The following is a 23,889-nucleotide window of genomic DNA, read 5'->3' as shown; positions in this document are numbered from 1 at the left end:
GAGCGGACTAGTACTAATCGGTCGAGGACTTATCCAATGGATATAAGATTGTATGATGGAATGGTAGACGACTTACAGATTCAGTTTTGAGCGAACAAAAGCTCATATAAATATTGTGTGGTAATGATGGCAAGAAGGACACACCTGTTCCCATCTCGAACACAGAAGTTAAGCTTCTTAGCGCCGAATGTAGTTGGGGGTTGCCCCCTGTGAGACTAGGACGTTGCCATGCAAACTAGAAACACCATCTTAGATGACTTGTCTAAGGTGGTGTTTTTTCGTATAGTTAGCCTTATAAGTCAGGTATTGAGTTTTGAGTGAACACATCTCCTATAAGAGGAGGAAAAATATGTATGACACAGAGGAGTCTATGGTAAATGATTAAGATTAGACCTATTGCTAAAGAAGATGAACCAGTGATTGCGACAATTATTCGTAGTGTGTTAGAGGAGAATCATTTAGATGTTCCAGGCACCGCTTATTTTGATCCACAATTAGATTATATGTATGATTATTACCAGAAACTTGTAGATAGTGCATATTGGGTGGTTGAAGACCAAGGGTGTCTAGTTGGTGGTGTTGGCATAGGATTGCTATCTAAATCGCTTAATTTCCCTATTAATGGGCACCCAGGGCTATTAGCTGAAAAAGCTACAAAAGGTGTTAAGGTGGGCGAGCTACAAAAGCTGTATCTTTTGCCAGAAGCTAGAGGGAAGGGTTATGCTAGACGGTTGATGGATACTGTGATGGCATTTGCGGTAGAACAGGGCTATGATTTCTTGTATTTAGAGACGATCAGAAGACTTGAGACGGCCATTATCTTATATGAAAAATTGGGTTATCAATTTTTAGATCAACCTTTGTTGTCGGGTGACCATACCTTTATGGATACTTTCATGATGAAAGATTTAAATGCTGGATGATAATAACACGCAGTTTAAAGATCACGTAGTTTAAAGATTACGTAGTTTAAAGATTACGTAGTTTGAGGATAAGGATGGGGGATTAGGATGACGGATTTACCTAAAATTGGCAAACCTGCAACGGGGGCTTTGGCGACGGTTGGGATTGACCAGGTTGAGCAGTTAACGGGCGTGACGAAGGCAAATTTGGCGAATTTGCATGGTGTGGGACCTAAAGCAATCAAGATTCTAGAGGAATACATGCTTGAATTAGGCTTGTCTTTTGATGCAGGGGGGTCAGCGTGGCCAAAGGTACCCTTTTTCCTGAGAGGAGATTTAGCCTGCGATAATGCGCCTAAGCGACGAATTGCGCGGGATGTGGCGGTCGGATTGTATGCGCAGGGGTTCGCCGGGCAGGAGACGGCTTTGGTGGCAGATGACGTGGTCTATCGGGCGCCTTATAGGGGAGTGGAGTTGGTTGGGCGAGACCAGGTAGTTGAGGGCTTTGTTGGGGTGGCGGATGTGTCTTCAATGGAAGTCTTTCAGATCCTGTCGCACGGGAAAGAAGCTGCCTTGCATGGGCGAATCACTGATAAAAGAGGTGGCCTGACTTATTTCGCTACGTTTTTTGAATTTGTGGGACATAAGAAGGATGCGCCTATCAGTAAAATTGTGCATTATCAACAAATTCAAGACTGAGAACAATGTAAAATGATAAGGTTTGCATACAAGGTGAAAGGCTAGCGGGTACGTATTGTTTATCCGCTTTTTTTGGTGGATATATACAAAATTTGTTTATAAGCTTTTACAAATTATGGCAAAAAAATGATAAAATAGAAGGATATTAGGATTGATGATAAAAAGGGAGTGGAAATAATGTACTATCTACCGTTGATAGGTATTTTAATCATAATTATTGGTTTTGCAATGAAGCTAGACACGATTGCGGTTGTTGTAATCGCAGGACTAGCGACAGCTTTGGTATCGGGTATTTCGGTTACTGATTTCTTGGTGATGCTTGGCGAAGGTTTTGTGAATAATCGTTTAGTTACAATTTTTATTTTAACCTTACCAATGATTGGATTAGCTGAAACGTTTGGTTTGAAGAATCAAGCAGTACGATTGATTAACAATGTTAAAGGGATGACAACGGGGTCATTTTTAACATTATACTTATTCTTACGTGAATTAGCTGGATTCTTATCAATTCGTATCGTAGGACACCCACAATTTGTACGACCATTAGTACAGCCTATGGCAGAAGCGGCAGCTATTTCAAAAAATGGTGAAATTGATGATGCCACAAAAGAAGAAATTAAAGCACAATCTGCTGCTATGGATAACTTTGGGAACTTTTATGCGCAAAACACCTTTGTGGCAAGTGCAGGTACCTTATTGATTGCCGGAACATTAGATTCTTTAGGGTATGAAGTGATGGCAATTGATGTGGCGCGTGCGTCAATTCCAGTTGCTATTATTACCTTTATTTTAACCGCAGTGTATAACTATTCATTTGATCAAAAAATCAACCGTAAATACCGTAAGGGAGGTAAGTAGGATGGAAGCATTTTTTGCGAATTTACTAGAATTCTTCTACATTTTAATCGGCCTGCAGTTCGCCTTTACTGGTTATAAAGTTTTACGATCTGACCAAGATAAACGCATTGGAACAGCTTTATTCTGGTTTGACTTAGCTATTTTGTTCGCCTTAGGAAAATGGTTACCAGCAATTATTTCTGGAGCACTAGTCTTATTATTAGCAGTCATTACTTTGGTGAAACATTTTGTGACCGGTAATTTTGAGCAAGACGAGGAGCGGGCAGAAGCTGGTGCTGACCGCTTTGGAAATCTTGTATTTGTACCTGTTATAGTTATGGCGGTTACAGCATTAGCGCTTGCGCAGTTTGTGCCTGCTTCAGGAGCTGGTGCTATTGGTATCGGGGCAATTGTTGCTTTAGTGCTTGCGATGGCTATTTTCCGTGCACCATTCCAACAAGTTTTACATGAATCTAATCGAAATGTGCAACAAGTTGGATCAACAGCTATCTTGCCACAATTATTGGCTGCATTAGGTGTCATCTTCGTTAATGCGGGAGTTGGCGAAATTGTGACGTCAATCTTTGGAAACTTAGTACCTGAAGGAAACCAATTTTTGGGTGCAACAATGTACGTTATTGCCATGGTTGTTTTTACGATGATTATGGGAAATGCATTTGCTGCTTTTACAGTTATCACAGCAGGTATCGGTATTCCGTTTGTGATTATGCAAGGAGCGAACCCAGCGATTGCCGGTGCTTTAGCGATGACGGCTGGTTATTGCGGGACATTATTAACACCGATGGCTGGTAACTTTAACGCTTTACCAGTGGCACTATTAGAAATGAAGAGTGAGTATGGGGTCATTAAACGACAAGCACCAATTGCTATTGCTTTAATTGTTGTTCACATTGTATTAATGTATACTTGGGCATTCTAGGAGGTATAAAGATGAAAATTTTAGTAACAGGATTCGATCCATTTGGTGATGATGTTATTAACCCAGCGATTGAAGCGGTGAAACGTTTGCCGGAAGAAATTAAGGGTGCGGAAATTATCAAATTAGAAATTCCAACTGTCTTTAATAAAAGTGCAGAAGTAGAGAAACGTGCAATTGAAGAACACCAACCTGACTATATCTTGAATATTGGTCAAGCGGGCGGTCGTTTTGCCTTAACACCTGAACGTGTAGCTATCAATGAAGATGATGCACGTATTCCAGATAATGAAGGTAAACAACCAATTGATGAACCAATTAAAGAAGACGGGCAACCTGCTTACTTTAGTCAGTTACCAATTAAAGCGATGGTTACTTATATGAAACAAGCTAGTGTGCCAGCGGAAGTGTCTAATACGGCAGGTACTTTTGTTTGCAACCATATTATGTACCATTCGCTATACTTAACAAATAAAGAGTATCCTGGCATCAAAGCCGGTTTCATGCATATTCCATTCCTACCAGAACAAGTCACAAACCGTCCAAACACGCCGTCTATGGCCTTGGAAGACATCGTTCGCGGAATCGAAGCAGCCATTACAGCCATTGTGGACTTTGATGGCAAAGAAGACATGAAAATCGTTGGTGGCAAAACACATTAAAAAAAAACAAGGTGCGTGCTTTGGCGTCTAGGCAGGTAGCACTGGAAGACTAGTGCCGTAACACATAAAGTGTGATGCAAACTAGTCTGAAGTGGAGACCGTACTGCCAAAGCGAGCCTGATTATGAAGGTGCGAAGTGGACTTGAGCTGGTCGATCGAATCCGACTTCAAGGTGTGTGCACCTGTTCAAAATAGTAACTATTTTCAAGAAGGTCTATGATTTAAAAGTCATAGGCCTTTTTTTACGGAAAAATCATGTCTTTAGAAATTTTTAAAACTTTTATCACATATTCACCACAAAATTTTCCGATAATTTCATCATATCTTCAAAAGTATCGCCTATTATATAAGCATACCCAATAAACAAACCAAACTTTTCTTCATAAATCTTTCTCCTCCCAAACGAAAGATGACAATTTTGACCAGCTGTCCTCCCAACGGCTGGTTAATTTTTTGCATACGCAAAAAAGGGACACAAGCAAAGTTGTGTCCCTAATAGTTAAAGTTATTATTTGATTGAGAATGGGAACCTGACTTAGCGCCGGAACTCACACCCTAAAGTTGAGCTCGTGCGACCAGCTTAATTTTGCTCAGCAAATAGTCTTCTTGATGTGCTATCACTTTGCCTATTTACGCCATCATTGTGGAGTTAAACGTTCTCACTCACATCCTGTTATTAGTCAGAATATTTGTCAAAGTAGCCTTGGATATAGATAAACGGCGTACCTTTGTCTCCTGAACCTGAAGTTAAGTCAGATAATGACCCAACTAAGTCAGTGATGTTACGCGGTGTTGTACCTAATGATGTGTTGTGTCCAGCTTCATCGATTTTGTCATGGTCTTTGATGTAAGCACGCATCGCTTCTGTTAATGCTTCACCAGATAAGTCACCGAACTGATTGTCCGCAACGTATTTGATTTTGATTTCGTCTGGTGTGCCAGATAAACCTTTAGTGAAACCAGGTGATACAACAGGGTCAGCTAACTCCCAGATGTGGCCAACTGGATCTTGGAAAGCACCGTCACCGTAAACCATTACTTCAACAGCTTTACCAGTTGCTTCTAATAAACGTTTTTGAACATCTTCAACGAATGCTTGTGCATCACGAGGGAATAGTTTCAAGCTGTTGTTACCAGAAAGGTTAGCGCCTAATAAACCGAAGTCTTCGTTGTAACCAGAACCATCGATTGATTGGTTTAAGATTTGGTCTAAACCAATGATTTCTTTAGCGCCATGTTTTTCTAAAGTACGGCGTGTGTATTTACGGTCGTGGATATCAGCGATTACAACTGTATCTGCGTAGTCTAAAATGGTTTGTGGGTGGTTAGCGAAAATAATTTCACATTCTGCACCAGTTTCTTCCACGCATTTTTTATATAAAGCAACGTAGTCTTCACCTGTAAACTCATGTGCTAAGTTTGGGAAGTGGTTACGGAATTCAGCTTCTGTTAAAACGTCAGTGTATGGGTTTAAACCAGATGCTTCTAATTCATCGCGTGAAATTAAACGGTTACCCACCTCATCAGAAGGGTAGCTTAATTGAATCACGATTTTTTTCGCTGACATAGCGATACCTTTTAAGATGGCGTAGAAACGGTTACGGCTAAGGATTGGGTTAAGGATACCAATCGTTTCGCTCTTTGTTTGACGTTGGATATCTTTTACAACAGCATCTAACTCAGCAAAGTTTCCTTGTGCACGAGCTAGAATTGACTCTGTAACTGTTACGATATCGTGGTCACGAACTTCATAACTTTCTTCTTTAGCAGCGTTTAAGACAGTATCTACAACGATACCAGCTAGGTCATCGTTCTCTTTAATAATTGGGGCACGTAACCCTCTTACAACAGTACCTACAGCTCTAGACATAAATAATCGTCCCTTCAAAATTCTCTTGCGCCTTTGTGGCATACTGCTTTATTATATATCAACATAAACCCTTTGCCAATCAAGTATGGGTAAAAGCCGAACATTTTTCTCATTATTTTTAAAGTATAATTATTAGACAAGCGAAAATTGGTCATGCTATGATGAAAGTGTAAAAATTGTAGCAAAATAATCAGCCAATTGAATTCAACCCATTTGCCAAATTTGTGAGGTATAAAATGACGAATCTATTGTATAACACTTTTAATGCACCGTTGAACCAGTTACCATCTAACGGTTCTGCCTGCCCTTGTGCCATTGATGCTGCAGTTCTTACACCGACTACAATGAAAATAGCTATTAAAAATTCTAGCGTTTGACCTTAGTGTCTGACGCTATTTTTTTATGGATTTTCACACCTTTAGGAGGAAAGATAAAATGAAAAAATGTATGATCTCTATCAAACAACACAGCGTTAACCATGCGTTTGTTAACCGGATGATGCATTCAAAAGCTGTTCCGCCTTAAGGAGGTGATCCTTTGTATCTCGGTGCTAACCGTTAATAGCTAAATATCTAAATAAGAGACCAATAAATAAACACCAGGTCATCAACAAGCCTAAAAGCCAACCGTTAGGCAGCATCGTTTGTTGAGTTGCTGGTGTTTTATTTTTTATAATGGTTCTGTTGCATTTGATATTGCAATTAAGCGAATGAAAGTAAGCACAAAATAATTGACAACCATCCATCATCCTTGTATATTTATTAAAAATATATGAAACTTTGATGAGATAAGTAGCTGGCAAAGAAACCATAGAGAGTCTGCGAATGGTGAAAGCAGATGTTTCGGAATCAGCGAAAATGGTCTTTGAGTTATCACGTGTGAGGGAAACTTAGCAAGTGACGGGTACGCCCGATAGCGCGTGAAGGGATGACAGTCCCTTGCTGAGATAATCTTTATGATTATGAACAAAGGTGGTAACGCGAGCATTCGCCCTTTCAATAGGGGGAGTGCTTTTTTTATATATTTTAATATATTTTTGGAGGGAAAAATATGGAGCAATCATTTGTAAGGGAAATGACATCAAAGCATCTAGTTATGCTTTCATTGGGTGGGGTAATCGGAACTGGAATCTTCTTGAGTTCGGGGTATCTCATTCAAACGGCGGGTTCGATCGGAACAATCATTGCGTATCTGATCGGAGCATTTTTGGTGACGCTGGTCATGATGTGCTTGGGCGAATTGTCGGTCCACGAGCCTAGTACGAGTTCGTTCCACAACTACGCTTCAAAATACATCCATCCCGGAGCAGGTTTCGTGGTGGCGTGGCTTTATTGGCTGACGTGGACAGTGGCATTGGGTTCGCAGTTCATCACCTTGGCGATTTTGTCACAACGCTGGTTCCCCGGTATTCCCACTTGGCTTTGGTGCATCTTTTTTATCGGCATTATTGTACTTTCAAACATTATTGATGTGCGTTGGTTTTCCGTCAGCGAATTTTGGATGTCGCTGATCAAAGTGCTCGCACTGGCAATTTTCCTTATCCTGGGTCTGGGTGGCATATTCGGATTTATACCGATCCAGGGAAATGAATCAGCACCACTTTTCAGCCATCTGACGGAAAACGGTTGGTTCCCCAAAGGCGCAGGCTCTGTTTTCTTGGCGATACTGTCTGCTAACTTCGCTTTTTCCGGTGCGGAATTGATCGGCGTAGCCGCTGGTGAAACGTCGGATCCTAAGAAAAATATCCCGAAAGCAATCTTGCAGACAATCGTCATTTTGGTGGTCCTTTTCATCGGGACGATTGTTGTGATCGGTGCGCTGCTTCCGGATTCTGCGGCTAATTTGGATGAAAGTCCGGTGACCGTCATCCTGAATTTGATGGGTATCCCATACGCAGCAGATATCATGAACCTCGTCCTGATCACTGTAGTCCTTTCCGGTGCAAACTCTGGGGTCTACGCAGCATCAAGAATGCTGTGGACATTGGCCAATGCAGGAACATTGCCGAAACGTCTCGCCAAATTATCCAAACGCGGGTTGCCGATTTACGGGTTGTTGCTGACCATTTTGGGTGGGCTTCTCTCCCTGTTTTCCAGCATCTATTCCGCGGACACCGTTTACCTGGCTTTGGTATCCATCTCCGCATTCGCGGTCGTGGCGGTTTGGTTGAGCATCGCTTGGGCACAACTGAATTTCCGCAAATACTATCTGAAATCGGGGCATAAACTGGATGAACTGGCTTACCAAACACCATTCTATCCAATCGTTCCGTGGCTCGTCATTATCCTTTGCTCCGTTTCGATCATCGGCATCGCGTTTGATCCGAACCAGCGGATTGCCTTGATCATCGGCATCCCATTCACGATCTTGTGCTTCTTTTATTACCAGTTATTCTTCAGTAAAAAGGCTTCTGTAGCAATCGAAAATCAAGAAGTGGGTGAGCTTTCCGATGAATTTTAAAGAGTGGCAAAAGAATCAAAAAGTGATCCTCATCGATGGTTCGATGTCCTTAGGTCTGGAGGAGCAAGGCTTGGACCTGAATGATGAGTTATGGACCGCGAAAGCATTAGTGAACGAACCGGATAAAATTGAAAAAGTCCATCAGAACTATTACGATGCCGGGGCAAACATCGCCATCACAGCGAGCTATCAAGCGACGGTTGCCGGGTTCGAGCGTTTGGGCCATACAACCGAAGAAAGCCGGGCTCTGATCAAAAGAACGGTAGAACTAGCGAAACAGGCCCAAACGAAAAGCCAAGGCCTGCAAGAAAAATGGGTGGCGGCTTCGGTCGGACCATACGGAGCCTATTTGGCGGACGGCTCTGAATATCGGGGCAATTACGGTCTGTCGCAAACCGAATTGGTCGATTTCCATCGCGAAAGGTTAGAGTTGCTGCTGGAATCCGGGGCTGATCTGCTGGCCATCGAAACCATTCCGGATCTAACGGAAATCCAGGCTGTGATTGAGTTGCTAGCCCAACATCCCAAGACGACAGCTTGGCTGACGGTGACTTTGAAGGACGATCACCATTTATGCGATGGGACCGATCTGCGTGTATTCCAGCTATTGGCAGAGTCGTCCGAGCAAATCATTGCCTACGGCGTCAATTGCGTGCAGCCGGATTTAGTTTTGCCGGCCTTGGAATATCTGAAGGAGATTGCGACAAAGCCATTAGTTGCTTATCCAAACTCGGGAGCGACCTACGATGCCACTACAAAAGTATGGACGCATAGTCATGCGGTTGATGAGGTATTCTCAAACGAAGCATTGAAATGGCATGAGTCAGGATGCAAATGGATCGGCGGCTGTTGCTGCACATCAGCCAAAGAAATCAGTTTGTTGAAGGAAACCTTTTCCGCAATTCTTTAGTTGGAATAAACATAAATGGCTGGTACAGTCGGTGCCGGCGGTGTTGGTAACAGAACCCCTACAATAATACCGCTGCAGCAAGGGCGCGTTGAACATCGTAAACGACATCGCCTCCTTTAAATTGTAGAGCGATTGTAGGTTGTTCATTACCAGATAAATAAATATTCACTTCAGAATCTATATCAAAATTCCCTACCGTTTCTACCGAAAAGCGTGAAATTGATTTGTAAGGTACACTCATAAAATCGCGTTTTTTGCCGGTAATCCCTTGTTTATCCATTAAAATCAGTCGATATGAAGTAAATACGACTAAATCACGCAAGATATTGTAAGATAATTCAATCGATTCACCAGGAATTAATACCTTTTCTAATGTATCGGAAACCCGTTCCTTATCTGCTTCAGATGCATTACCGAATAAACCTGAAAATAAGCCCATATTGTCACTCCTTTTTAAAATTGTATCCTATCATTTAAGCTTACTTCATTATACCGAGTAAAGGAAAATAAGGTCAACTAAGCCAAATATTAAGGTTTTGTGAATATATTTTGCTATAATGAAATTAATAGAAGTGTCACACATGTTGAGGAGGTAAATTATGGGATACGAAATTAAAGAAGTAACCAATGGATTTGCAATTTTTAACGAAGCAGGCGACAAACGTATTGCTGAAATTGAGTATGAACCAAAAGCAAACGACGTTATCGTAGCAACACACACATGGACGGACCCAAGTTTACGCGGACAAGGTGTCGCTGAACAACTTGTCGACCACCTAGTTGCAGACTCAGAAGCAAAAGGCCGCAAAATTAAAGCCCTATGCCCATATGTTGTGAAGAAATTCAACGAAAACCCTGCGAAATACGACCACATTAATGCAGACAAATAAAAAATGAAGAAGGGCCATCCCTGTCTTTGCTGGCTAGCAAGGATAGGGGGCTTTTTCCTTTTAAGGGCACTCGCTTTCATTTTTCGATAAATATCGGTAAAATAGTTACATTAGAAAGTCTAAAGAGGTGCAAAATGAAATATATTAAACTATTAGAAGATGTGTCCAATGCCTATGGTGCGCCAGGTTACGAAGACCAAGTAATTGATATTGTAAAAGCCAATAAAGGCGATTTTAGCTTACAAGCCGATGCGATGAAAAACCTATATATGAACTTTACTGACATTGACCCCAACAAACCAACAATTATGCTAGATTCACATATGGATGAAGTCGGCTTTATGGTCCAAGCTATTGATGAAAACGGCTTGTTGTTAATGCAAGCTTTGGGTGGATGGACAGCAGCTTCAGCTCAATCGCAATTATTTATGGTAAGAACCAACGATAATAAAACGTATGTGCCAGCTGTTGCTACAAGTAAACCTATACACTTTATGACAGCAGAAGAAAAGGCTAAGCCAGTCGCACTAACTGACTTAAAACTAGACGTTGGGGCTACTTCAAGAGAAGAAGTCATCAATGATTTTGGTATTACTGTTGGCCAACCCGTTGTACCAGCAACTAAATTCCAAGTAAATGAAAAAAACGGTATGATGATCGGAAAAGCTTTTGACAACCGTTTAGGCGTAGCAGCAACGCTTGCTGTCTTTAACGAATTGGGCGTAGATGGTGTGAAAGAATTACCATTTAACCTTGTTGGTGCGTTTGCGACACAGGAAGAAGTTGGTTTACGTGGTGCTAAAGTCACCACCAACCGTGTTGATCCGCAAGTGGCTATCGTGTTTGAAGGGACACCTTCTGATGATTATGCAAAATCGGCAACAGTTGGTCAAGGACGCGTGAAACAAGGACCACAATTACGGTATCGCGATTCAACTTATATCGCTTCTGACCATTTAAACGGTCTATTTTTAAAAGCAAGTGAAGATGCGGGCATCACAATCCAACAAGCCGTCCGAGATGGTGGTGGTACAAACGCTGGCTCAATCCATACTGCAAATAATGGGGTGTCAGTGATTACATTAGGTATGCCAACTCGTTATGCACATACCCATTACCTAATATCTGCCTACCAAGACTTCCAAGACACTGTGGACGTCACCGTAGCCTTCTTGAAAGGCTTAACAGTAGAGGACTTAGCCTTCACATCATTACAAGACTTATAAGCATAGAAACCCAAAAGACTGTGGCAAAGTGTCATAGTCTTTTTGCTTGGCTTCGATTTGAATAACTTACTGGCGCAAGGTTCAAGCATTCGTTAGAGAAAAGAGGCTAATTGTTTTACTTGAAATATAAAGGAGCTATTTTTGTAAACGATTCCATTTTTATGTTATACTATATATAGAAAGAAAGTAAGGGAGGTAACGAAAATGATTCTTGATAACATTCAACGTATATTGGTGCCAGTAGATGACTCGGAGAACAGTAAAGCAGCCTTTCGAGATGCAGTTGAGATTGCCATGCGATCAAATGCTACCGTAGACGTCCTATCAGTAATTGCCGATGACTATGTGTTTAGTGACTTGCGGGTATCTGAAACAGATATCAACGAGATGAAAAAACGTACCCTAGAAACCCTTAAAAAATATGAAGATTACGGTAAAGCCCGTAATTTCAACGACATACGTACCTTCACCTCTTTTGGGAACCCAAGACGTGAAGTAGCCAAAATTGCTAATGAAGGTGACTACCAATTAGTTGTAATTGGTGCAACTGGTAAAGGCGCTGTAACGCGTGCCCTAGTTGGGTCTGTGGCAGAGTACACAGTACGACTATCTAAAATCCCAGTACTAGTTGTGAAATAGGACGGGGATGAACACAAGCACCCATGAGGAGGGGTTATCATGTCAGTAGCAGAATACAAAAAGATTTTAATTCCAGTTGATGGATCAGATGCTTCATACCGTGCTTTTAAAGAAGCAGTATCTATCGCCAAGCGAAATGATTCTGAGTTGATCGTGTTGAATGTGTTAGATGACTTTGTGCGTTTCGGTAATCCGGATGCCTCTATGCGATTATATGACGACTTACGGGCGGATGCCTTAAGCGTCTTAGAATCTTATGAAGCAGAAGCCAAAGAAGCTGGCCTTGAAAATGTAACCCTTGAAATCATCAAAGGCGACGCAAGATACGGTATTGTAGAGTTCGCAAATACAGCCAAAGCAGACCTTGTGGTTGTAGGTGCAACTGGTAAAGGCGCAATTGAACGAGCCATGATGGGTTCCGTATCTGAATATGTAGTGCGTAACGCCAAATCACACGTATTAGTCGTAAAATAATGGTTTCGAACTCAATAGCTTTGCTCGAGCGATTGAGAATGAAAAACGAAACGAGCTAACTAACAAGAGAGGCTGGGAACATAGATTCCTGGCTTCTTTTTTTGTGTCTTGGTCGCAAGGTCATAGATTGCTTCCAATCCTCAGTCAGGCTACTGATTTTTCCTAACAATTGCGTTATAATAATTAAAAAAGAATTAGAAAAACGGAGGCAATGGGATGAAAACAAATAAATTAGTAGTTGTGGGTGTTGGTCACGTAGGTTCTTACGTATTGGCGGATGCCATGAAGGCTGGCGTTTTTGGTGAAATTGGCGTTATTGATATCGATGAAAATATCGCGCGGGGCGAAGCAGTTGACCAAGAGCAGGCCCGAGCTTTAACTTACATGAACAATATTAAAGTGACCCACGGTGGTTACGAGCAAACAGACGATGCGGATGTTATCGTAATTGCAGCCGGAAATTCTATGAAACCTGACCCCAATGATCCAACTGCCGAACCAGACCGGGCGATGCTAGCGAAAATCACTTCAAATACCATTCGAGACGTAATGGGCAACATCGTTGAGCACACCAAAGAGGCTATTATCATTGTGATTACTAACCCGCTAGATACCATTTTATATATCGCGGAAAATGAGTTTGACTATCCTGAAGGGAAGATTTTTGGGACAGGAACTATGCTTGATTCAGCTCGCTTGCGTAATGTTTTCGCCAACGCTTACGATGTTGACCCTAAATCAGTCGTCGGCTATATGATGGGTGAGCACGGAGCGACAGCTTTCCCAGTCTTGAGTAAATTGAACATTCAAGGAGTGGCTTACGAAGAATTGGATCAATACTTTGATCGCGATCCACAAGTTGACCTATCAAGTCCTGAAGATATCAAGAAGAATGTGGTTTCTGCAGCTTATGATGTCTTTAACGGCAAGGGTTGGACTAATGCGGGTGTTGCGCAATCAGCGGTTACGATGGCTAAAGCCGTTGTCCTTGATGAACGCAGTGTTTACCCAGCCTGCACCACCTTACGCGGCGAATACGGCTATAACGGTAACGTTGCCCTCTCAATGCCGTGTATTATTGGGGTTAACGGCGTTGAAAAACGACTCCCCGTCAGCTTGAATGCTTGGGAAGAGGCGAAATTGCATGAGTCAGCAGCTTACATTCAAAAAGCCATGCAAGACGCGGATGTGAAATTTTAACAGACAGTCATTTTCAAAAGTATCTGTCTTAAATATACAAAAAATAACCCATCAACCTGGTGTACGCTGTTTGCATCTGGTTGATGGGTTTTATTGTGGTAATTTTTTTACAAAGGGTTTTGCAAAGGATTTAACCTAAAGCAACGTCTAGGGTCATCATGACACCAAAGCCGATAAGTAGGGCGATAGTGGCGATATCTGAGTTACCATGCGATTGTGACTCTGGTATCAATTGCTCCACACAAACGAAAATCATGGCACCTGCTGCAAAGGCTAGTGCGTAAGGTAAGATGACAGTCACTTGAGACACCAGTAAAGCGCCTAAAGCGGCACCGACGATTTCAACTAGGGCTGATGCTTGACCCAACTGGAAAGCACGCCATTTGCTGGCACCTTCCGCGCGGATTGGCATAGATAAGGCTGCGCCTTCAGGGAAGTTTTGTAGTCCAATTCCCATGGTTAATACCAAAGCTGAAGCTAGACTTGCAGCATTAAATTCGTTGGCCCCGTATGCTACCCCAACAGATAAACCTTCGGGGAAGTTGTGGATGGTTACGGCTAAGAATAACAAAGTTGTTGCAGGCAACTTGGTTTTAGGTCCTTCAGCGTCCATTTTATTTTGTCCCATATGTAAATGGGGGGTGATGTAATCGATTAAACGTAGGAAAATTCCCCCTACGACAAAACCGATTAAGGCTGGTACAAAAGCAAAACGGCCCCAGCCACCTGACTCTGCGTATTCAATTGATGGCGCAAGTAGTGACCAGAAACTTGCGGCAATCATTACACCAGCAGCAAATCCATTCATAATATCTAATACACGGCGGTTAATTTCATTAAAGAAAAATACCAATGCTGAACCTAAAGTCGTCATTAACCAAGTAAAGACGCCGGCCAGCGTAGCTTGTAATACCGGGTTGGCACTTGCAAACCATTCAAACATACACATTCACTCCATTTCTCCTAACATTCTACTTTTATTATAAATCATCTGGTATAACATTTCATTGGGATTAGCAAAGTTTTGGCTTTTTTATTCGGGATGCCAAAAAATTATGAGAAGAATGAAGCAAGAGTGTTTACCTCTGAGAAAAAATAAGGTATACTGTATAAGAGCTTACTTTTAGTAAGTCAATTTCCAAAAAAGTAAGATGTTAAATCAAAATTTAATGATAATAATTGAAACAAACTCAACTCGTATATATAAACAACATAAAAGGTGGAAATATAAAATGGAAAAACAATTTTTTAATGATGTGACAATTTCAACAGTTACTTACCGTGTAAAAGACTTAAACAAAATGAAACGCTACTACAACGAAGTGATCGGTTTAGAAATATTAAAAGATGAAGAAACTGAAGGTATCGTTGAATTAGGTTTCAAAGGGCAAGATGCACCACAATTAATCTTAGACGGTAAAGCGGACTACAAATTAATCACTGGTCCGAAAAACGGTCTATTCCACACAGCTTGGTTGTTACCATCTCGCGCAGCTTTAGGTGACGTTTTATACCGTATGTTATTAAACCAAACCCAATTATCAGGTGCTTCAGACCACTCTTACTCAGAAGCCTTATACTTACAAGATCCAGAAGACAATGGGATTGAAATTTACGCTGACCGTACTGCTGACCAATGGACACACAGTCCAAACGGTGGGGTAACAGGTGTGACTGAACCAATGGATGCTGAAGGTGTATTAGCTAGCCGTTCGTCTGACGAACCAAAAGCATTCTTCGCAGAAGGTACAATCATCGGTCACTTACACTTGTCATCAGCTAAAGTAGAAGACTTCTTCGGTTTCTTAACAGATGAAATGGTCTTAGAAGAGCAAATGGGCTTCACGAATAATGTCCACTTCACTTCTTACTCTGACTACCACCACCACATCGCCGTAAACGCTTGGGGTGCAGAAGCAATGGTACCTTACGCTGAAGACCAAACTGGTTTAGCCGCATACACATTAACTTACCATAACCAAGAATTATACAATAACATCGTAGCGAAATTAAAAGCTAACGGTCGTGTAGTGGCTGAAGAAGCAAACCACGTAACAGCAAAAGACGCGAATGGCGTAATCGTATACGTAGATTTTAAATAATCCAATATTTTCATTGGCAGAAGGACTATCAGCTTAATGGTTGATGGTCCTTTTTGCTATGGGAAAGTGTTGCCCCCTCAATATCTTAATTGTGTTCGTTTGTGGCGAACAACACCGTTCTAATATCCATAAATTTTAATCATTTAAACCATGATATGATTGGTAAAAGCGATAACGGAATTTAATTGAATTTTAATAGAAGGACGGTAATGACGATGACAGAACGACATATTGAAACTTTACTTGCACAAATTGGTAACCGTAGTGACAAGGCTTTTGGTGCGATTAATACACCACTATATTTCTCAACAGCTTATAAACACCCAGGTTTAGGTGAATCCACTGGTTACGACTATACGCGTACGGCCAACCCAACTCGTGACGTCTTGCAAGAAGCAATTGCCGTTTTGGAGAATGGTGAACAAGGGTTTGCTACGTCATCAGGTATGGCAGCTATTCAATTAGTTATTGAAGGCTTATTATCACATGGGGATACTGTCGTTACCCTACAAGATCTATATGGTGGCTCATATCGTTACTTCCATTATATGGAGGAAAAAGGCTTCTACAACTTCACTTACTGTTTAAACGAAGATGAAGTGTACGCTGAAATTGAAAAAGGACCGAAATTAGTCTTCATCGAAACACCAACCAACCCAATGATGGTGGAATTTGATATTGCGGAAATTTCTAAACGGGCCCATGCAGTTGGCGCTGTAGTTGTGGTAGACAATACTTTCTACACACCAATCATCCAACGCCCACTTGAAGAAGGGGCGGATGTGGTCATCCATTCAGCAACGAAATATATTGGTGGTCACAATGATGTCTTAGGTGGTTTAGTAGCTAGCAAGGGTCAAGATATCAATGAAAAATTAGCCTTCCAATTGAATACAACAGGGGCAACTTTAGATCCTTTTGCCTGTTGGTTGATCATGCGTGGATTAAAAACCTTGGCAGTTCGCTTGCAACAACATGAAAAGAACGCCAAATCATTGGTAGAAGCTTTAGAAAACCACCCAGCAATTGAGAAAGTGTATTACTCAGGACGCGGCGGTATGGTATCGTTCGCAGTAAAAGATGCTGGCATTATCCGTGATGCCTTGAACAGCTTAAAGATTTTTACTTTTGCAGAGAGTTTAGGTGGAGTAGAAAGTTTAATTACTTACCCAGAAACACAAACGCATGCGGATATCCCAACTGAATTACGGGCGCAATACGGCCTAACTGACAAGGTTTTACGGATATCAACAGGGATTGAAAATAGTGATGACTTAGTAGCAGATATCAATCAAGCTTTTAACGTTTAAAAAAGTGATCATCTGTGAGCAGTAATAGTGAAAAACGAATTTGATTAGTGTAATATAGGAAATTGTGAGTGTAGGAGTTCACAAGGGAAGGATGGAGAGAGCCATGAACTTTCAAAAACTAAAATATGCTGTTGTCGTCGCTGATAGCGGATCATTCCGTGAGGCAGCGAGACGGCTGTTCATGGCGCAATCTTCTTTATCAACGGCCATTCGTGAGTTGGAAGAAATGTATGACTTACAAATCTTCGAGCGCACAAAACGCGGTATCTTCATTACTGAAGAAGGTAGCGAATTCTTATCCTACGCCCGTGACGTCTTGTCGCAGGTGTCAGTGATGGAGAATCGTTACTTAGATGCCGACCGAAAAAAATTGTTTTCAGTATCTAGTCAGCATTATGACTTTGTATCAGAAGCTTTTGCGGTATTGGTTGCAAATGATGAAGATCGCGCCCACCATTATCGTTTATTAGAAACCTCAACAACGGATGTAATGGAAAATGTCAAAAATGCCTATTCTGAAATCGGGATTTTATACATGAATGCTTACAACCAAAAGGTCATTAAGCAGTACCTAAACCATAACGAGTTGAGCTATACAGAGATTGGGGCTTTTCAACCCCATGTTTTCGTCGGTAAACAACATCCCTTAGCAGGTAGAGAAAGCCTAACCCAAGCAGATTTGCTGGCTTATCCATCTGTTACATTCGAACAGACACAAGGTTCCTCAGCCCAATTAACTGAGGAAGCATTGGACTTGGGAGAGGACTCTACACAATCAACCATTTACGTCAGCGACCGGGCGACTTCGATTAATGTCTTAGTGAAAACCGACGCTATCCTAGTGGGTACGGGTATATTGACTTCACCATTCCGCGATATGATGATCACCATCCCTGTCACAGATGTTGAAGATAACCATATTATTTACATTCAAAACAAATACCGTAAACTATCTAGCGAAGCCGAACGATTCATTAGCATTTTGAACGACCAGTTGAATGATGTAATTGGATCTGCTGATTCTTAATCAGCACCACATTTATATCAATATTCAGGAGGAAGACAAGATGGCAGTTATCATCACATTAGCTATTTTTGTGCTTGTATTGTTATTCCTAAACCGTTTAGCAGGGAAACACGTGAAATATTCAAACCGTGTTTTTATCGGATTAGGTATTGGGATTGTTTTTGGTATTATTATTCAATTACTATTTGGTTCCGACTCAAGTACAACTACAACAATTTTAGACTGGGTCAACATCATCGGGAACGGATACGTATCCTTCTTGCAAATGCTTGTTGTACCTTTAATCTTCGTTTCACTAGTCCGCGCCTTTACCAGAGTAGAAGGTGAGAATAACCTTGGCAAAATAGGTTTCAACGTCCTAGCTGTCTTAATTATCACAGTAGCCGTTGCATCCATTATTGGCTTATCCATTGCCTTATTATTCAACTTAGACGGTGCAGAATTTACCCAAGGGGCAGCCGAAACAGCACGAATCGCTTATATCCAAGAGCGTCAAGCTGAAATCGCTGATACAACCCTACCGCAACAAATCCTGTCGTTTATCCCAACAAATATCTTTGAAGACTTAGCGGGCTTACGTCAATCAAGTAACATCGCAGTAGTAATCTTCTCAGCCTTCGTTGGTGTCGCTTATCTAGGTGTCGCAAGAAAACACCCAGAAGAAGCTTCATACTTTAAGAAAATGATCGATATGTTAGACGCCATCGTTTCACGTATCGTGACATTAGTCTTGAGAATGGCGCCTTATGGTATCTTTGCCTTAATGGTTAAAGCCATGGCATCATCAAGTTTCCAAGCCCTATTGAATATGGCCACATTCGTTATCGCAGCTTACGTAGCCATTATTATCATGTTCGCAATTCATGCCTTGATCTTAGTTGGTTTCAAAGTCAACCCGATCAACTACTTTAAGAAAGCATCTTCTGTATTGGGATTTGCCTTTACATCACGTTCAAGTGGTGGGGCATTACCAATGAACATCCAAACACAAACAGAAGCTTTAGGTGTAGAAGATGCAACAGCTAACTTCGCCGGTACCTTTGGTTTATCCATCGGTCAAAACGGTTGTGCTGGTATCTACCCAACCATGTTAGTAGCCATCGTAGCCCCAACAGTGGGTATGGACTTATCTGACCCAATGGTTTGGTTAACCATTATTGGTACTATCGTGATTTCATCATTCGGTGTAGCCGGTGTTGGTGGTGGTGCAACCTTCGCATCACTAATCGTATTCGGTACCCTAGGCTTACCAGTAGAAATCATTGGTTTAATGGTTTCAATTGAACCAATCATTGACATGGGCCGTACAGCCTTAAACGTTAACGATTCAATTCTAGCAGGCGTTGTCACTTCTAAACGTTTAGGTACTCTAAACGAAGAGGTATTCAACAACCCAGACGCACAAATTGAAGTTGGATAATAGAAACAAAGAAAGTCGTCCTTGAAAAAGGACGACTTTTTTTGTGAGCGATAAATGTATTTATCAATATGCGTGGAAAACATACCTAATTCCAGGATTAAAAAGTGAAAGCATAAGTCTACACTTATGGTAATTCCTTACGCTATGTTTTTATTCCGAAGTTTCTTCTAGTTTTCACGCATAATATCAACACTTGTAGTTCGTTGGTCGAAGTGCTTGCCGACTGTGATGATGTGGTCCAGGTTTTCGTCATAGTCTTTAGCAAAGACGATGGCGTAAAGCAAGTTAAGTAAATAAATGATTGAGGTATTAGAGGTGAAGTTACCGATTTTGGAGTACAATTTTTCCCGAGTCGTAATATTCAACCGGCAATCACTCATCTGTGAAATCGTGTTATCCCCAATGCTAGTCAGACTGATAATAGGCACTTCCTTATGCTTCAATATTTCCATGCATTTAATTAACCCCGCATTCTCTCCTGAATAAGAAATGATAATAGCGCAGGTATCTTGATCCGAATGGTAGGCTTCATAGTCTACATAATGAAAGGTGGAAGCGATAGTCACGTTTCGGTTAATCCGTCGCATCTTGGTCACAAATTCCTGTGAAATCATGGCATTGGTATGACTACCGAAAATTTTAATATTTTTAGCCTTCAACAAGATGTCTTGGGCCTTCTGGATTTCCTGGTAGTCCAGTAAAGATAGGGTATCTTGGATGGTGTTTTGGTCTAGACTGGCCATCTTGTTGGCGATAGTGGCTAGTGAATCGTTTTTTGCGAAAGGACGGTTGGCGTCAATGGCATTGTAGTGGCTATTTAAATACAACCATTCGTCTAGGTAGGCGGTGCGTAAGTCTGTCCAACCTTTGTAACCCAGTTTCTTGGCTACCCGGATGAGACTGGTTGGATTGGTATGGGTAATTTCTGCGAAATGTGTAGTCGTTAATTGGTCGAGTTTTTCTGGATGTTCAATCATGTATTGCACTAAGGATTGTTCAGCGTGGGAAAAGTGAGTGGTTTTCATTTGTTCAATCAGCAACATGGTGGCGCCCCCCTTTTTACAAATAGTAGCATATTTTGTGTAAGGGTGACACAGGAATTTCAATTAGATGGGCTTACTTTGTGTTTGGCCTTACTATTTGATTTGTTCATATTGTAAAGGGTTACAATTTCGAATATGATGAGGATAATCAAATTATAGGAGGTTACACAGGATGGGTAAAGGGTTAAAAATTGTCACAATTGGTGGCGGTTCTTCGTATACACCAGAATTAATTGAAGGTTACATTAAACGTAAAGATGAGATGCCAATTGATGAGATTGTCTTAGTGGATATTGAGGCAGGGCAGGAAAAATTAAATATCGTTGGGGAAATGGCTAAACGGATGGTGAAGGCTGCTGGTTTAGACTGGAAGGTTACCTTAACTTTAGACCGGTTCAATGCCTTGAAAGATGCGGACTTTGTCACAACGCAATTCCGTGTGGGCTTGCTGGATGCGCGTGTGAAGGATGAACGTATTCCTTTATCTCACGGGATTTTAGGTCAAGAAACTAATGGTGCCGGAGGGATGTTGAAGGCCTTTAGAACAATCCCAATTATTGGCCAAATTATTGAAGATATGAAAGTACAATGTCCGGATGCTTGGTTGATTAACTTTACCAATCCAGCGGGGATGGTCACTGAAGCGGCGATCAAACAATTTGGTTGGAAGCGGACAATTGGTTTATGTAATGTGCCAATCACTCACTGTATGGACATAGCTGGTCAATTAGATGTAGACCAAGAAGACTTGTTCTACCAATTTGCCGGTATTAACCATTTCCACTGGCATAAAGTTTGGGACCGTCAAGGCAAGGAATTAACAGCTAAAGTCATTGATTTACTATACAAGAAATCAGATGACGGCCCAGAATCTGCCTTGAAGAATATCCATGATGCCAACTACCATATTGAACAAATTCAAGATTTAGGCATGCTACCATGTGGTTACCACCGTTACTACTACTCTGAAGATGAGATGTTACAACATTCTATTGAAGAGTTTCAAGCAGGGGCAACCCGTGCACAAGTCGTGAAGAAGACTGAGCAACAATTGTTTGAATTGTATAAAGATCCAGCTTTGGACTACAAGCCTGAAGAATTAACCCAACGTGGTGGAACTTACTATTCTGACGCCGCTTGTGAGGTTATTGCCTCTATTTACAATGACAAACGGACTGTGATGGTGGTTTCTACACAAAATAATGGGACAATCCAAGACCTACCATACGATGCAATTGTAGAAGTATCTGCCCAAATCACTAGCCACGGTGCCGTACCATTCAACTGGGGTGAATTTATGCCAGCCGCTCGTGGAATGATCCAATTGATGAAGGGGATGGAGGAAACAGTTATCCGTGCCGCCGTTGAAGGAAATTACGGAGCAGCTTTACACGCCTTCACGATTAACCCGCTTGTACCAGGTGGGCAGATGGCTAAACGCGTCTTGGACGAATTATTATATGCTCACAAAGCACATTTATCACAATTTGCTGACAAGATTGCTGAAATTGAAGCCAACCAACCAGATGTTGTAGCTTACGTAGACGAATTAATGCAATCGAATTAAGAGAATTTTTTGAAAAATAACCAGCTCTTGCCAAGAATTTTCCTCATAAAAATAGCGTGCCTCAGGGAGTTGACTGACCTTCCTAGGGCACGCTTTTCTAATGTGATACTGCTGGCAATTAAAAACCGTAGGCAGCATCTTTTTTGGCTTGGATTTCTGCTTGTACGTCTGCCATTGTGAAGACATCATCAACCAATCGTTCAATGCGGAAAATGATGTCATCACTGACGATTTCATTGCGACTAAAGTCTCGGTCTTCAATAAAGACATACTTGTTGACGACAGTGGCCTTCATATAATTTAAAATCGGCATTAATTGGGTTTCAACCATTAGGTAATGACGCGGAGAACCAGCCGTGTTGATAACGCCAACCACCTTGTCCCGAAAGGCATTCACAGGTAGTAGGTCGAACAAGTTTTTCACGGTAGCTGGGTAGGAAGCTTGGAAAGTTGGCAGGGTGAAGACTAAGACATCTGCAGCCATGATGGTTTTAAGGACTTGGCCAGTGTCACCAGAGTATTCAAAATAATTACGGCCATCTGAAAAGACCATGTCCTTTTCAGCCAGGTCAATTAATTCTATGTCCGCATCTGGGCGGTAGATTTTTGCTTGTTTAATATATTCATCTGCAGCAACACGTGATTTGGTGCCGACGTTTGATCCGCTGATAACGACTGTCTTCATGGTGGGTAAACTCCTTTTTCAATTATAATAGTTGGAAATGTGGATTCTAAAAATACTTATTTTTATATAGTCTAACACGTTTTAAAAGGCTTGGAAAATGCTTTGTTTCGTTTTCGAAATATCATGCGGATTGTTTGAATTGTCATAACTTTTAATGTAACCTATAGATAATCATTTATAGTATATAAGCAAACTAGGAGGGGTTCCGATGGGTGGTTTGAGAAGGTTTCTACAAATTATATTAACCTTAGTGGGCTTGGTTGCATTGTTAGCTGCAATTGCCCTGTTTTACCCAATACAATACCTAACACCTTTCGTTAAAGAGACTGTCTTAGGCAATTCCTATGGTCAATGGGCCATGTTAGCTGGTTTAGCCTTTGTAGCCTTGGTTGTGTTAGTTGTTTTCCTACAGGCGGTTGTAGCACCAGCGAAACGTGACCACTTAGAAGTCAAAACGGATGCGGGTATATTAAGTTTTACCAAGCATTCTGTTGAAGATACAGCAGTCCGCGCTAGCCAGCGTGTGCCAGGGGTAAAATTCCCTGAAGCAAAAGTGCGATTTGGTAAACGTCCGGAAGATACGAAAGTAAGCGTGGTTTTCCAAGTGGATGACCCAGCCAATGTGATTGACCTGGCTAGTCGAGTACAGGAGCGTGTACGCGATACTGTGGCCGTTTCATTGGGGATTCCAGTTGCGGATGTCAATGTGAAGGTCAACCAAATTGATCGGAGTGTTGTCATAGCTGAAAAACAAGCCAAACAGAAAGCAGCACCACGTGTGCAATAAGGAGGAGGGATAATATGTCAGAACGGAATAAACGAGCAGAACGTGCGATTTGGCGCCAATACAAAGGGCGGATTATCGGCTTATTATCAGCCTTTATCTTTGCACTATTGTGGGTAGTTTTTAATTTCGAGACAGCCTTATTGGTATTTATCATTGCAGCAGTCGGCTATATCGTCGGGGCTTATTTTGATGGTGAGGTCGACTTACGTGCCTGGTTACGGTTCTTTATGAAATAGTCGAAG

Annotated in this window: 24 protein-coding genes, 1 rRNA gene and 1 other annotated feature; of the genes, 20 read left to right on the top strand and 5 right to left on the bottom strand. The window is 41.6% G+C overall.

Annotation, left to right across the window (positions count from 1 at the left end; translation table 11 throughout):
* Nucleotides 1-116: 116 nt before the first annotated feature.
* From rrf to pcp, 6 genes are all read left to right on the top strand, one after another.
* Nucleotides 117-232, top strand: a 5S ribosomal RNA gene (gene rrf / locus ACFW0C_RS02880).
* A 145-nt stretch (nucleotides 233-377) separates the two neighbouring features.
* Nucleotides 378-923, top strand: coding sequence for a GNAT family N-acetyltransferase (locus tag ACFW0C_RS02875; RefSeq protein ID WP_378105219.1), 546 nt, complete (start codon nucleotides 378-380; stop codon nucleotides 921-923).
* Between the two features lie 87 nt (nucleotides 924-1,010).
* Nucleotides 1,011-1,601, top strand: a complete 591-nt coding sequence (locus tag ACFW0C_RS02870; protein WP_378105217.1) for a DNA-binding protein — start codon at nucleotides 1,011-1,013, stop codon at nucleotides 1,599-1,601.
* A gap of 177 nt (nucleotides 1,602-1,778) precedes the next feature.
* On the top strand, nucleotides 1,779-2,459 hold the full coding sequence (locus tag ACFW0C_RS02865; RefSeq protein ID WP_378105214.1) for a DUF969 domain-containing protein: 681 nt from the start codon (nucleotides 1,779-1,781) through the stop codon (nucleotides 2,457-2,459).
* A gap of 1 nt (nucleotide 2,460) precedes the next feature.
* A complete protein-coding gene (locus ACFW0C_RS02860) occupies nucleotides 2,461-3,378 on the top strand; it encodes a DUF979 domain-containing protein (protein ID WP_378105213.1) in 918 nt (305 codons plus the stop codon).
* An 11-nt stretch (nucleotides 3,379-3,389) separates the two neighbouring features.
* Nucleotides 3,390-4,037 carry a pyroglutamyl-peptidase I gene (pcp, locus tag ACFW0C_RS02855; RefSeq protein ID WP_378105211.1) on the top strand — a complete coding sequence of 216 codons (648 nt, stop codon included), beginning with the start codon at nucleotides 3,390-3,392 and terminating at the stop codon, nucleotides 4,035-4,037.
* Between the two features lie 676 nt (nucleotides 4,038-4,713).
* Here pcp and ACFW0C_RS02850 read toward each other — a convergent pair.
* Complete coding sequence (locus ACFW0C_RS02850; protein WP_378105209.1) at nucleotides 4,714-5,907, bottom strand: coenzyme F420-0:L-glutamate ligase; 1,194 nt, start codon at nucleotides 5,905-5,907, stop codon at nucleotides 4,714-4,716.
* Nucleotides 5,908-6,677: 770 nt separating this feature from the next.
* Nucleotides 6,678-6,905 (top strand) — a binding site (T-box leader).
* 52 nt (nucleotides 6,906-6,957) lie between these two features.
* Here ACFW0C_RS02850 and ACFW0C_RS02845 point away from each other — a divergent pair.
* Nucleotides 6,958-8,367, top strand: a complete 1,410-nt coding sequence (locus tag ACFW0C_RS02845; RefSeq protein ID WP_038809352.1) for an amino acid permease — start codon at nucleotides 6,958-6,960, stop codon at nucleotides 8,365-8,367.
* A complete protein-coding gene (mmuM, locus tag ACFW0C_RS02840; RefSeq protein WP_026466563.1) occupies nucleotides 8,357-9,277 on the top strand; it encodes a homocysteine S-methyltransferase in 921 nt (306 codons plus the stop codon). Before ACFW0C_RS02845 ends, mmuM begins: the two co-directional genes overlap by 11 nt.
* A 58-nt stretch (nucleotides 9,278-9,335) precedes the next feature.
* On the opposite strand, the gene ACFW0C_RS02835 is transcribed toward mmuM, so the two are convergent.
* Entirely contained in the window at nucleotides 9,336-9,716 is a 381-nt protein-coding gene (locus ACFW0C_RS02835) for a PH domain-containing protein (protein ID WP_378105205.1), read from the bottom strand.
* 160 nt (nucleotides 9,717-9,876) lie between these two features.
* Between ACFW0C_RS02835 and ACFW0C_RS02830 the strand changes: the two genes are divergently transcribed.
* From ACFW0C_RS02830 to ACFW0C_RS02810, 5 genes are all read left to right on the top strand, one after another.
* Nucleotides 9,877-10,167 carry a GNAT family N-acetyltransferase gene (locus ACFW0C_RS02830; RefSeq protein ID WP_378105204.1) on the top strand — a complete coding sequence of 97 codons (291 nt, stop codon included), beginning with the start codon at nucleotides 9,877-9,879 and terminating at the stop codon, nucleotides 10,165-10,167.
* Nucleotides 10,168-10,301: 134 nt separating this feature from the next.
* Entirely contained in the window at nucleotides 10,302-11,393 is a 1,092-nt protein-coding gene (locus ACFW0C_RS02825; protein ID WP_378105202.1) for a M42 family metallopeptidase, read from the top strand.
* A 204-nt stretch (nucleotides 11,394-11,597) separates the two neighbouring features.
* Complete coding sequence (locus tag ACFW0C_RS02820) at nucleotides 11,598-12,032, top strand: universal stress protein (protein WP_378105199.1); 435 nt, start codon at nucleotides 11,598-11,600, stop codon at nucleotides 12,030-12,032.
* A gap of 39 nt (nucleotides 12,033-12,071) precedes the next feature.
* A complete protein-coding gene (locus ACFW0C_RS02815; RefSeq protein ID WP_378105198.1) occupies nucleotides 12,072-12,506 on the top strand; it encodes a universal stress protein in 435 nt (144 codons plus the stop codon).
* A gap of 216 nt (nucleotides 12,507-12,722) precedes the next feature.
* Nucleotides 12,723-13,706 (top strand): L-lactate dehydrogenase, encoded by a 984-nt coding sequence (locus ACFW0C_RS02810; protein WP_378105196.1) that lies wholly within the window; start codon nucleotides 12,723-12,725, stop codon nucleotides 13,704-13,706.
* Between the two features lie 130 nt (nucleotides 13,707-13,836).
* Here ACFW0C_RS02810 and ACFW0C_RS02805 read toward each other — a convergent pair whose 3' ends face one another.
* Nucleotides 13,837-14,649, bottom strand: coding sequence for a ZIP family metal transporter (locus tag ACFW0C_RS02805; RefSeq protein WP_378105193.1), 813 nt, complete (start codon nucleotides 14,647-14,649; stop codon nucleotides 13,837-13,839).
* A 289-nt stretch (nucleotides 14,650-14,938) separates the two neighbouring features.
* On the opposite strand from ACFW0C_RS02805, the gene ACFW0C_RS02800 reads away from it, so the two are divergent.
* The 4 genes from ACFW0C_RS02800 (at nucleotide 14,939) to ACFW0C_RS02785 (ending at nucleotide 19,565) form a co-directional block, all read left to right on the top strand.
* On the top strand, nucleotides 14,939-15,808 hold the full coding sequence (locus tag ACFW0C_RS02800; protein WP_378105190.1) for a VOC family protein: 870 nt from the start codon (nucleotides 14,939-14,941) through the stop codon (nucleotides 15,806-15,808).
* 209 nt (nucleotides 15,809-16,017) lie between these two features.
* The gene (locus ACFW0C_RS02795) at nucleotides 16,018-17,118 is read left to right on the top strand and encodes a PLP-dependent transferase (RefSeq protein ID WP_378105187.1); all 1,101 of its coding nucleotides are present in this window, start codon (nucleotides 16,018-16,020) and stop codon (nucleotides 17,116-17,118) included.
* 103 nt (nucleotides 17,119-17,221) lie between these two features.
* A complete protein-coding gene (locus ACFW0C_RS02790) occupies nucleotides 17,222-18,145 on the top strand; it encodes a LysR family transcriptional regulator (protein WP_378105185.1) in 924 nt (307 codons plus the stop codon).
* Between the two features lie 40 nt (nucleotides 18,146-18,185).
* Nucleotides 18,186-19,565 (top strand): L-cystine transporter, encoded by a 1,380-nt coding sequence (locus ACFW0C_RS02785; RefSeq protein ID WP_378105183.1) that lies wholly within the window; start codon nucleotides 18,186-18,188, stop codon nucleotides 19,563-19,565.
* A gap of 167 nt (nucleotides 19,566-19,732) precedes the next feature.
* Here ACFW0C_RS02785 and ACFW0C_RS02780 read toward each other — a convergent pair whose 3' ends face one another.
* Nucleotides 19,733-20,608: a MurR/RpiR family transcriptional regulator gene (locus ACFW0C_RS02780; RefSeq protein WP_016897351.1), complete on the bottom strand. Its 876-nt coding sequence runs from the start codon at nucleotides 20,606-20,608 to the stop codon at nucleotides 19,733-19,735.
* A gap of 172 nt (nucleotides 20,609-20,780) precedes the next feature.
* On the opposite strand from ACFW0C_RS02780, the gene ACFW0C_RS02775 reads away from it, so the two are divergent.
* Nucleotides 20,781-22,175 carry a 6-phospho-beta-glucosidase gene (locus ACFW0C_RS02775; protein WP_378105179.1) on the top strand — a complete coding sequence of 465 codons (1,395 nt, stop codon included), beginning with the start codon at nucleotides 20,781-20,783 and terminating at the stop codon, nucleotides 22,173-22,175.
* 118 nt (nucleotides 22,176-22,293) lie between these two features.
* On the opposite strand, the gene ACFW0C_RS02770 is transcribed toward ACFW0C_RS02775, so the two are convergent.
* A complete protein-coding gene (locus ACFW0C_RS02770) occupies nucleotides 22,294-22,860 on the bottom strand; it encodes an NADPH-dependent FMN reductase (RefSeq protein ID WP_378105177.1) in 567 nt (188 codons plus the stop codon).
* A 208-nt stretch (nucleotides 22,861-23,068) separates the two neighbouring features.
* Here ACFW0C_RS02770 and amaP point away from each other — a divergent pair, with 208 nt between their 5' ends.
* Both amaP and ACFW0C_RS02760 read left to right on the top strand, forming a co-directional pair.
* Nucleotides 23,069-23,647, top strand: coding sequence for an alkaline shock response membrane anchor protein AmaP (amaP, locus tag ACFW0C_RS02765; RefSeq protein WP_378105175.1), 579 nt, complete (start codon nucleotides 23,069-23,071; stop codon nucleotides 23,645-23,647).
* A 14-nt stretch (nucleotides 23,648-23,661) separates the two neighbouring features.
* Complete coding sequence (locus ACFW0C_RS02760; protein WP_378105174.1) at nucleotides 23,662-23,883, top strand: DUF2273 domain-containing protein; 222 nt, start codon at nucleotides 23,662-23,664, stop codon at nucleotides 23,881-23,883.
* Nucleotides 23,884-23,889 lie beyond the last annotated feature (6 nt).

The organism is Aerococcus sp. NPDC058936 (genome assembly GCF_042741995.1).
Taxonomy (GTDB): Bacteria; Bacillota; Bacilli; order Lactobacillales; family Aerococcaceae; genus Aerococcus.
This window is presented reverse-complemented; position numbering and strand designations above follow the sequence as displayed.

Excerpts from the sequence above, each read along its gene's own strand:
- ACFW0C_RS02875 (WP_378105219.1), top strand. The coding sequence starts at position 378 with ATGATTAAGATTAGACCTATTGCTAAAGAAGATGAACCAGTGATTGCG.
- ACFW0C_RS02870 (WP_378105217.1), top strand. The coding sequence starts at position 1,011 with ATGACGGATTTACCTAAAATTGGCAAACCTGCAACGGGGGCTTTGGCG.
- ACFW0C_RS02865 (WP_378105214.1), top strand. The coding sequence starts at position 1,779 with ATGTACTATCTACCGTTGATAGGTATTTTAATCATAATTATTGGTTTT.
- ACFW0C_RS02860 (WP_378105213.1), top strand. The coding sequence starts at position 2,461 with ATGGAAGCATTTTTTGCGAATTTACTAGAATTCTTCTACATTTTAATC.
- pcp (WP_378105211.1), top strand. The coding sequence starts at position 3,390 with ATGAAAATTTTAGTAACAGGATTCGATCCATTTGGTGATGATGTTATT.
- ACFW0C_RS02850 (WP_378105209.1), bottom strand. The coding sequence starts at position 5,907 with ATGTCTAGAGCTGTAGGTACTGTTGTAAGAGGGTTACGTGCCCCAATT.
- ACFW0C_RS02845 (WP_038809352.1), top strand. The coding sequence starts at position 6,958 with ATGGAGCAATCATTTGTAAGGGAAATGACATCAAAGCATCTAGTTATG.
- mmuM (WP_026466563.1), top strand. The coding sequence starts at position 8,357 with ATGAATTTTAAAGAGTGGCAAAAGAATCAAAAAGTGATCCTCATCGAT.
- ACFW0C_RS02835 (WP_378105205.1), bottom strand. The coding sequence starts at position 9,716 with ATGGGCTTATTTTCAGGTTTATTCGGTAATGCATCTGAAGCAGATAAG.
- ACFW0C_RS02830 (WP_378105204.1), top strand. The coding sequence starts at position 9,877 with ATGGGATACGAAATTAAAGAAGTAACCAATGGATTTGCAATTTTTAAC.
- ACFW0C_RS02825 (WP_378105202.1), top strand. The coding sequence starts at position 10,302 with ATGAAATATATTAAACTATTAGAAGATGTGTCCAATGCCTATGGTGCG.
- ACFW0C_RS02820 (WP_378105199.1), top strand. The coding sequence starts at position 11,598 with ATGATTCTTGATAACATTCAACGTATATTGGTGCCAGTAGATGACTCG.
- ACFW0C_RS02815 (WP_378105198.1), top strand. The coding sequence starts at position 12,072 with ATGTCAGTAGCAGAATACAAAAAGATTTTAATTCCAGTTGATGGATCA.
- ACFW0C_RS02810 (WP_378105196.1), top strand. The coding sequence starts at position 12,723 with ATGAAAACAAATAAATTAGTAGTTGTGGGTGTTGGTCACGTAGGTTCT.
- ACFW0C_RS02805 (WP_378105193.1), bottom strand. The coding sequence starts at position 14,649 with ATGTTTGAATGGTTTGCAAGTGCCAACCCGGTATTACAAGCTACGCTG.
- ACFW0C_RS02800 (WP_378105190.1), top strand. The coding sequence starts at position 14,939 with ATGGAAAAACAATTTTTTAATGATGTGACAATTTCAACAGTTACTTAC.
- ACFW0C_RS02795 (WP_378105187.1), top strand. The coding sequence starts at position 16,018 with ATGACGATGACAGAACGACATATTGAAACTTTACTTGCACAAATTGGT.
- ACFW0C_RS02790 (WP_378105185.1), top strand. The coding sequence starts at position 17,222 with ATGAACTTTCAAAAACTAAAATATGCTGTTGTCGTCGCTGATAGCGGA.
- ACFW0C_RS02785 (WP_378105183.1), top strand. The coding sequence starts at position 18,186 with ATGGCAGTTATCATCACATTAGCTATTTTTGTGCTTGTATTGTTATTC.
- ACFW0C_RS02780 (WP_016897351.1), bottom strand. The coding sequence starts at position 20,608 with ATGTTGCTGATTGAACAAATGAAAACCACTCACTTTTCCCACGCTGAA.
- ACFW0C_RS02775 (WP_378105179.1), top strand. The coding sequence starts at position 20,781 with ATGGGTAAAGGGTTAAAAATTGTCACAATTGGTGGCGGTTCTTCGTAT.
- ACFW0C_RS02770 (WP_378105177.1), bottom strand. The coding sequence starts at position 22,860 with ATGAAGACAGTCGTTATCAGCGGATCAAACGTCGGCACCAAATCACGT.
- amaP (WP_378105175.1), top strand. The coding sequence starts at position 23,069 with ATGGGTGGTTTGAGAAGGTTTCTACAAATTATATTAACCTTAGTGGGC.
- ACFW0C_RS02760 (WP_378105174.1), top strand. The coding sequence starts at position 23,662 with ATGTCAGAACGGAATAAACGAGCAGAACGTGCGATTTGGCGCCAATAC.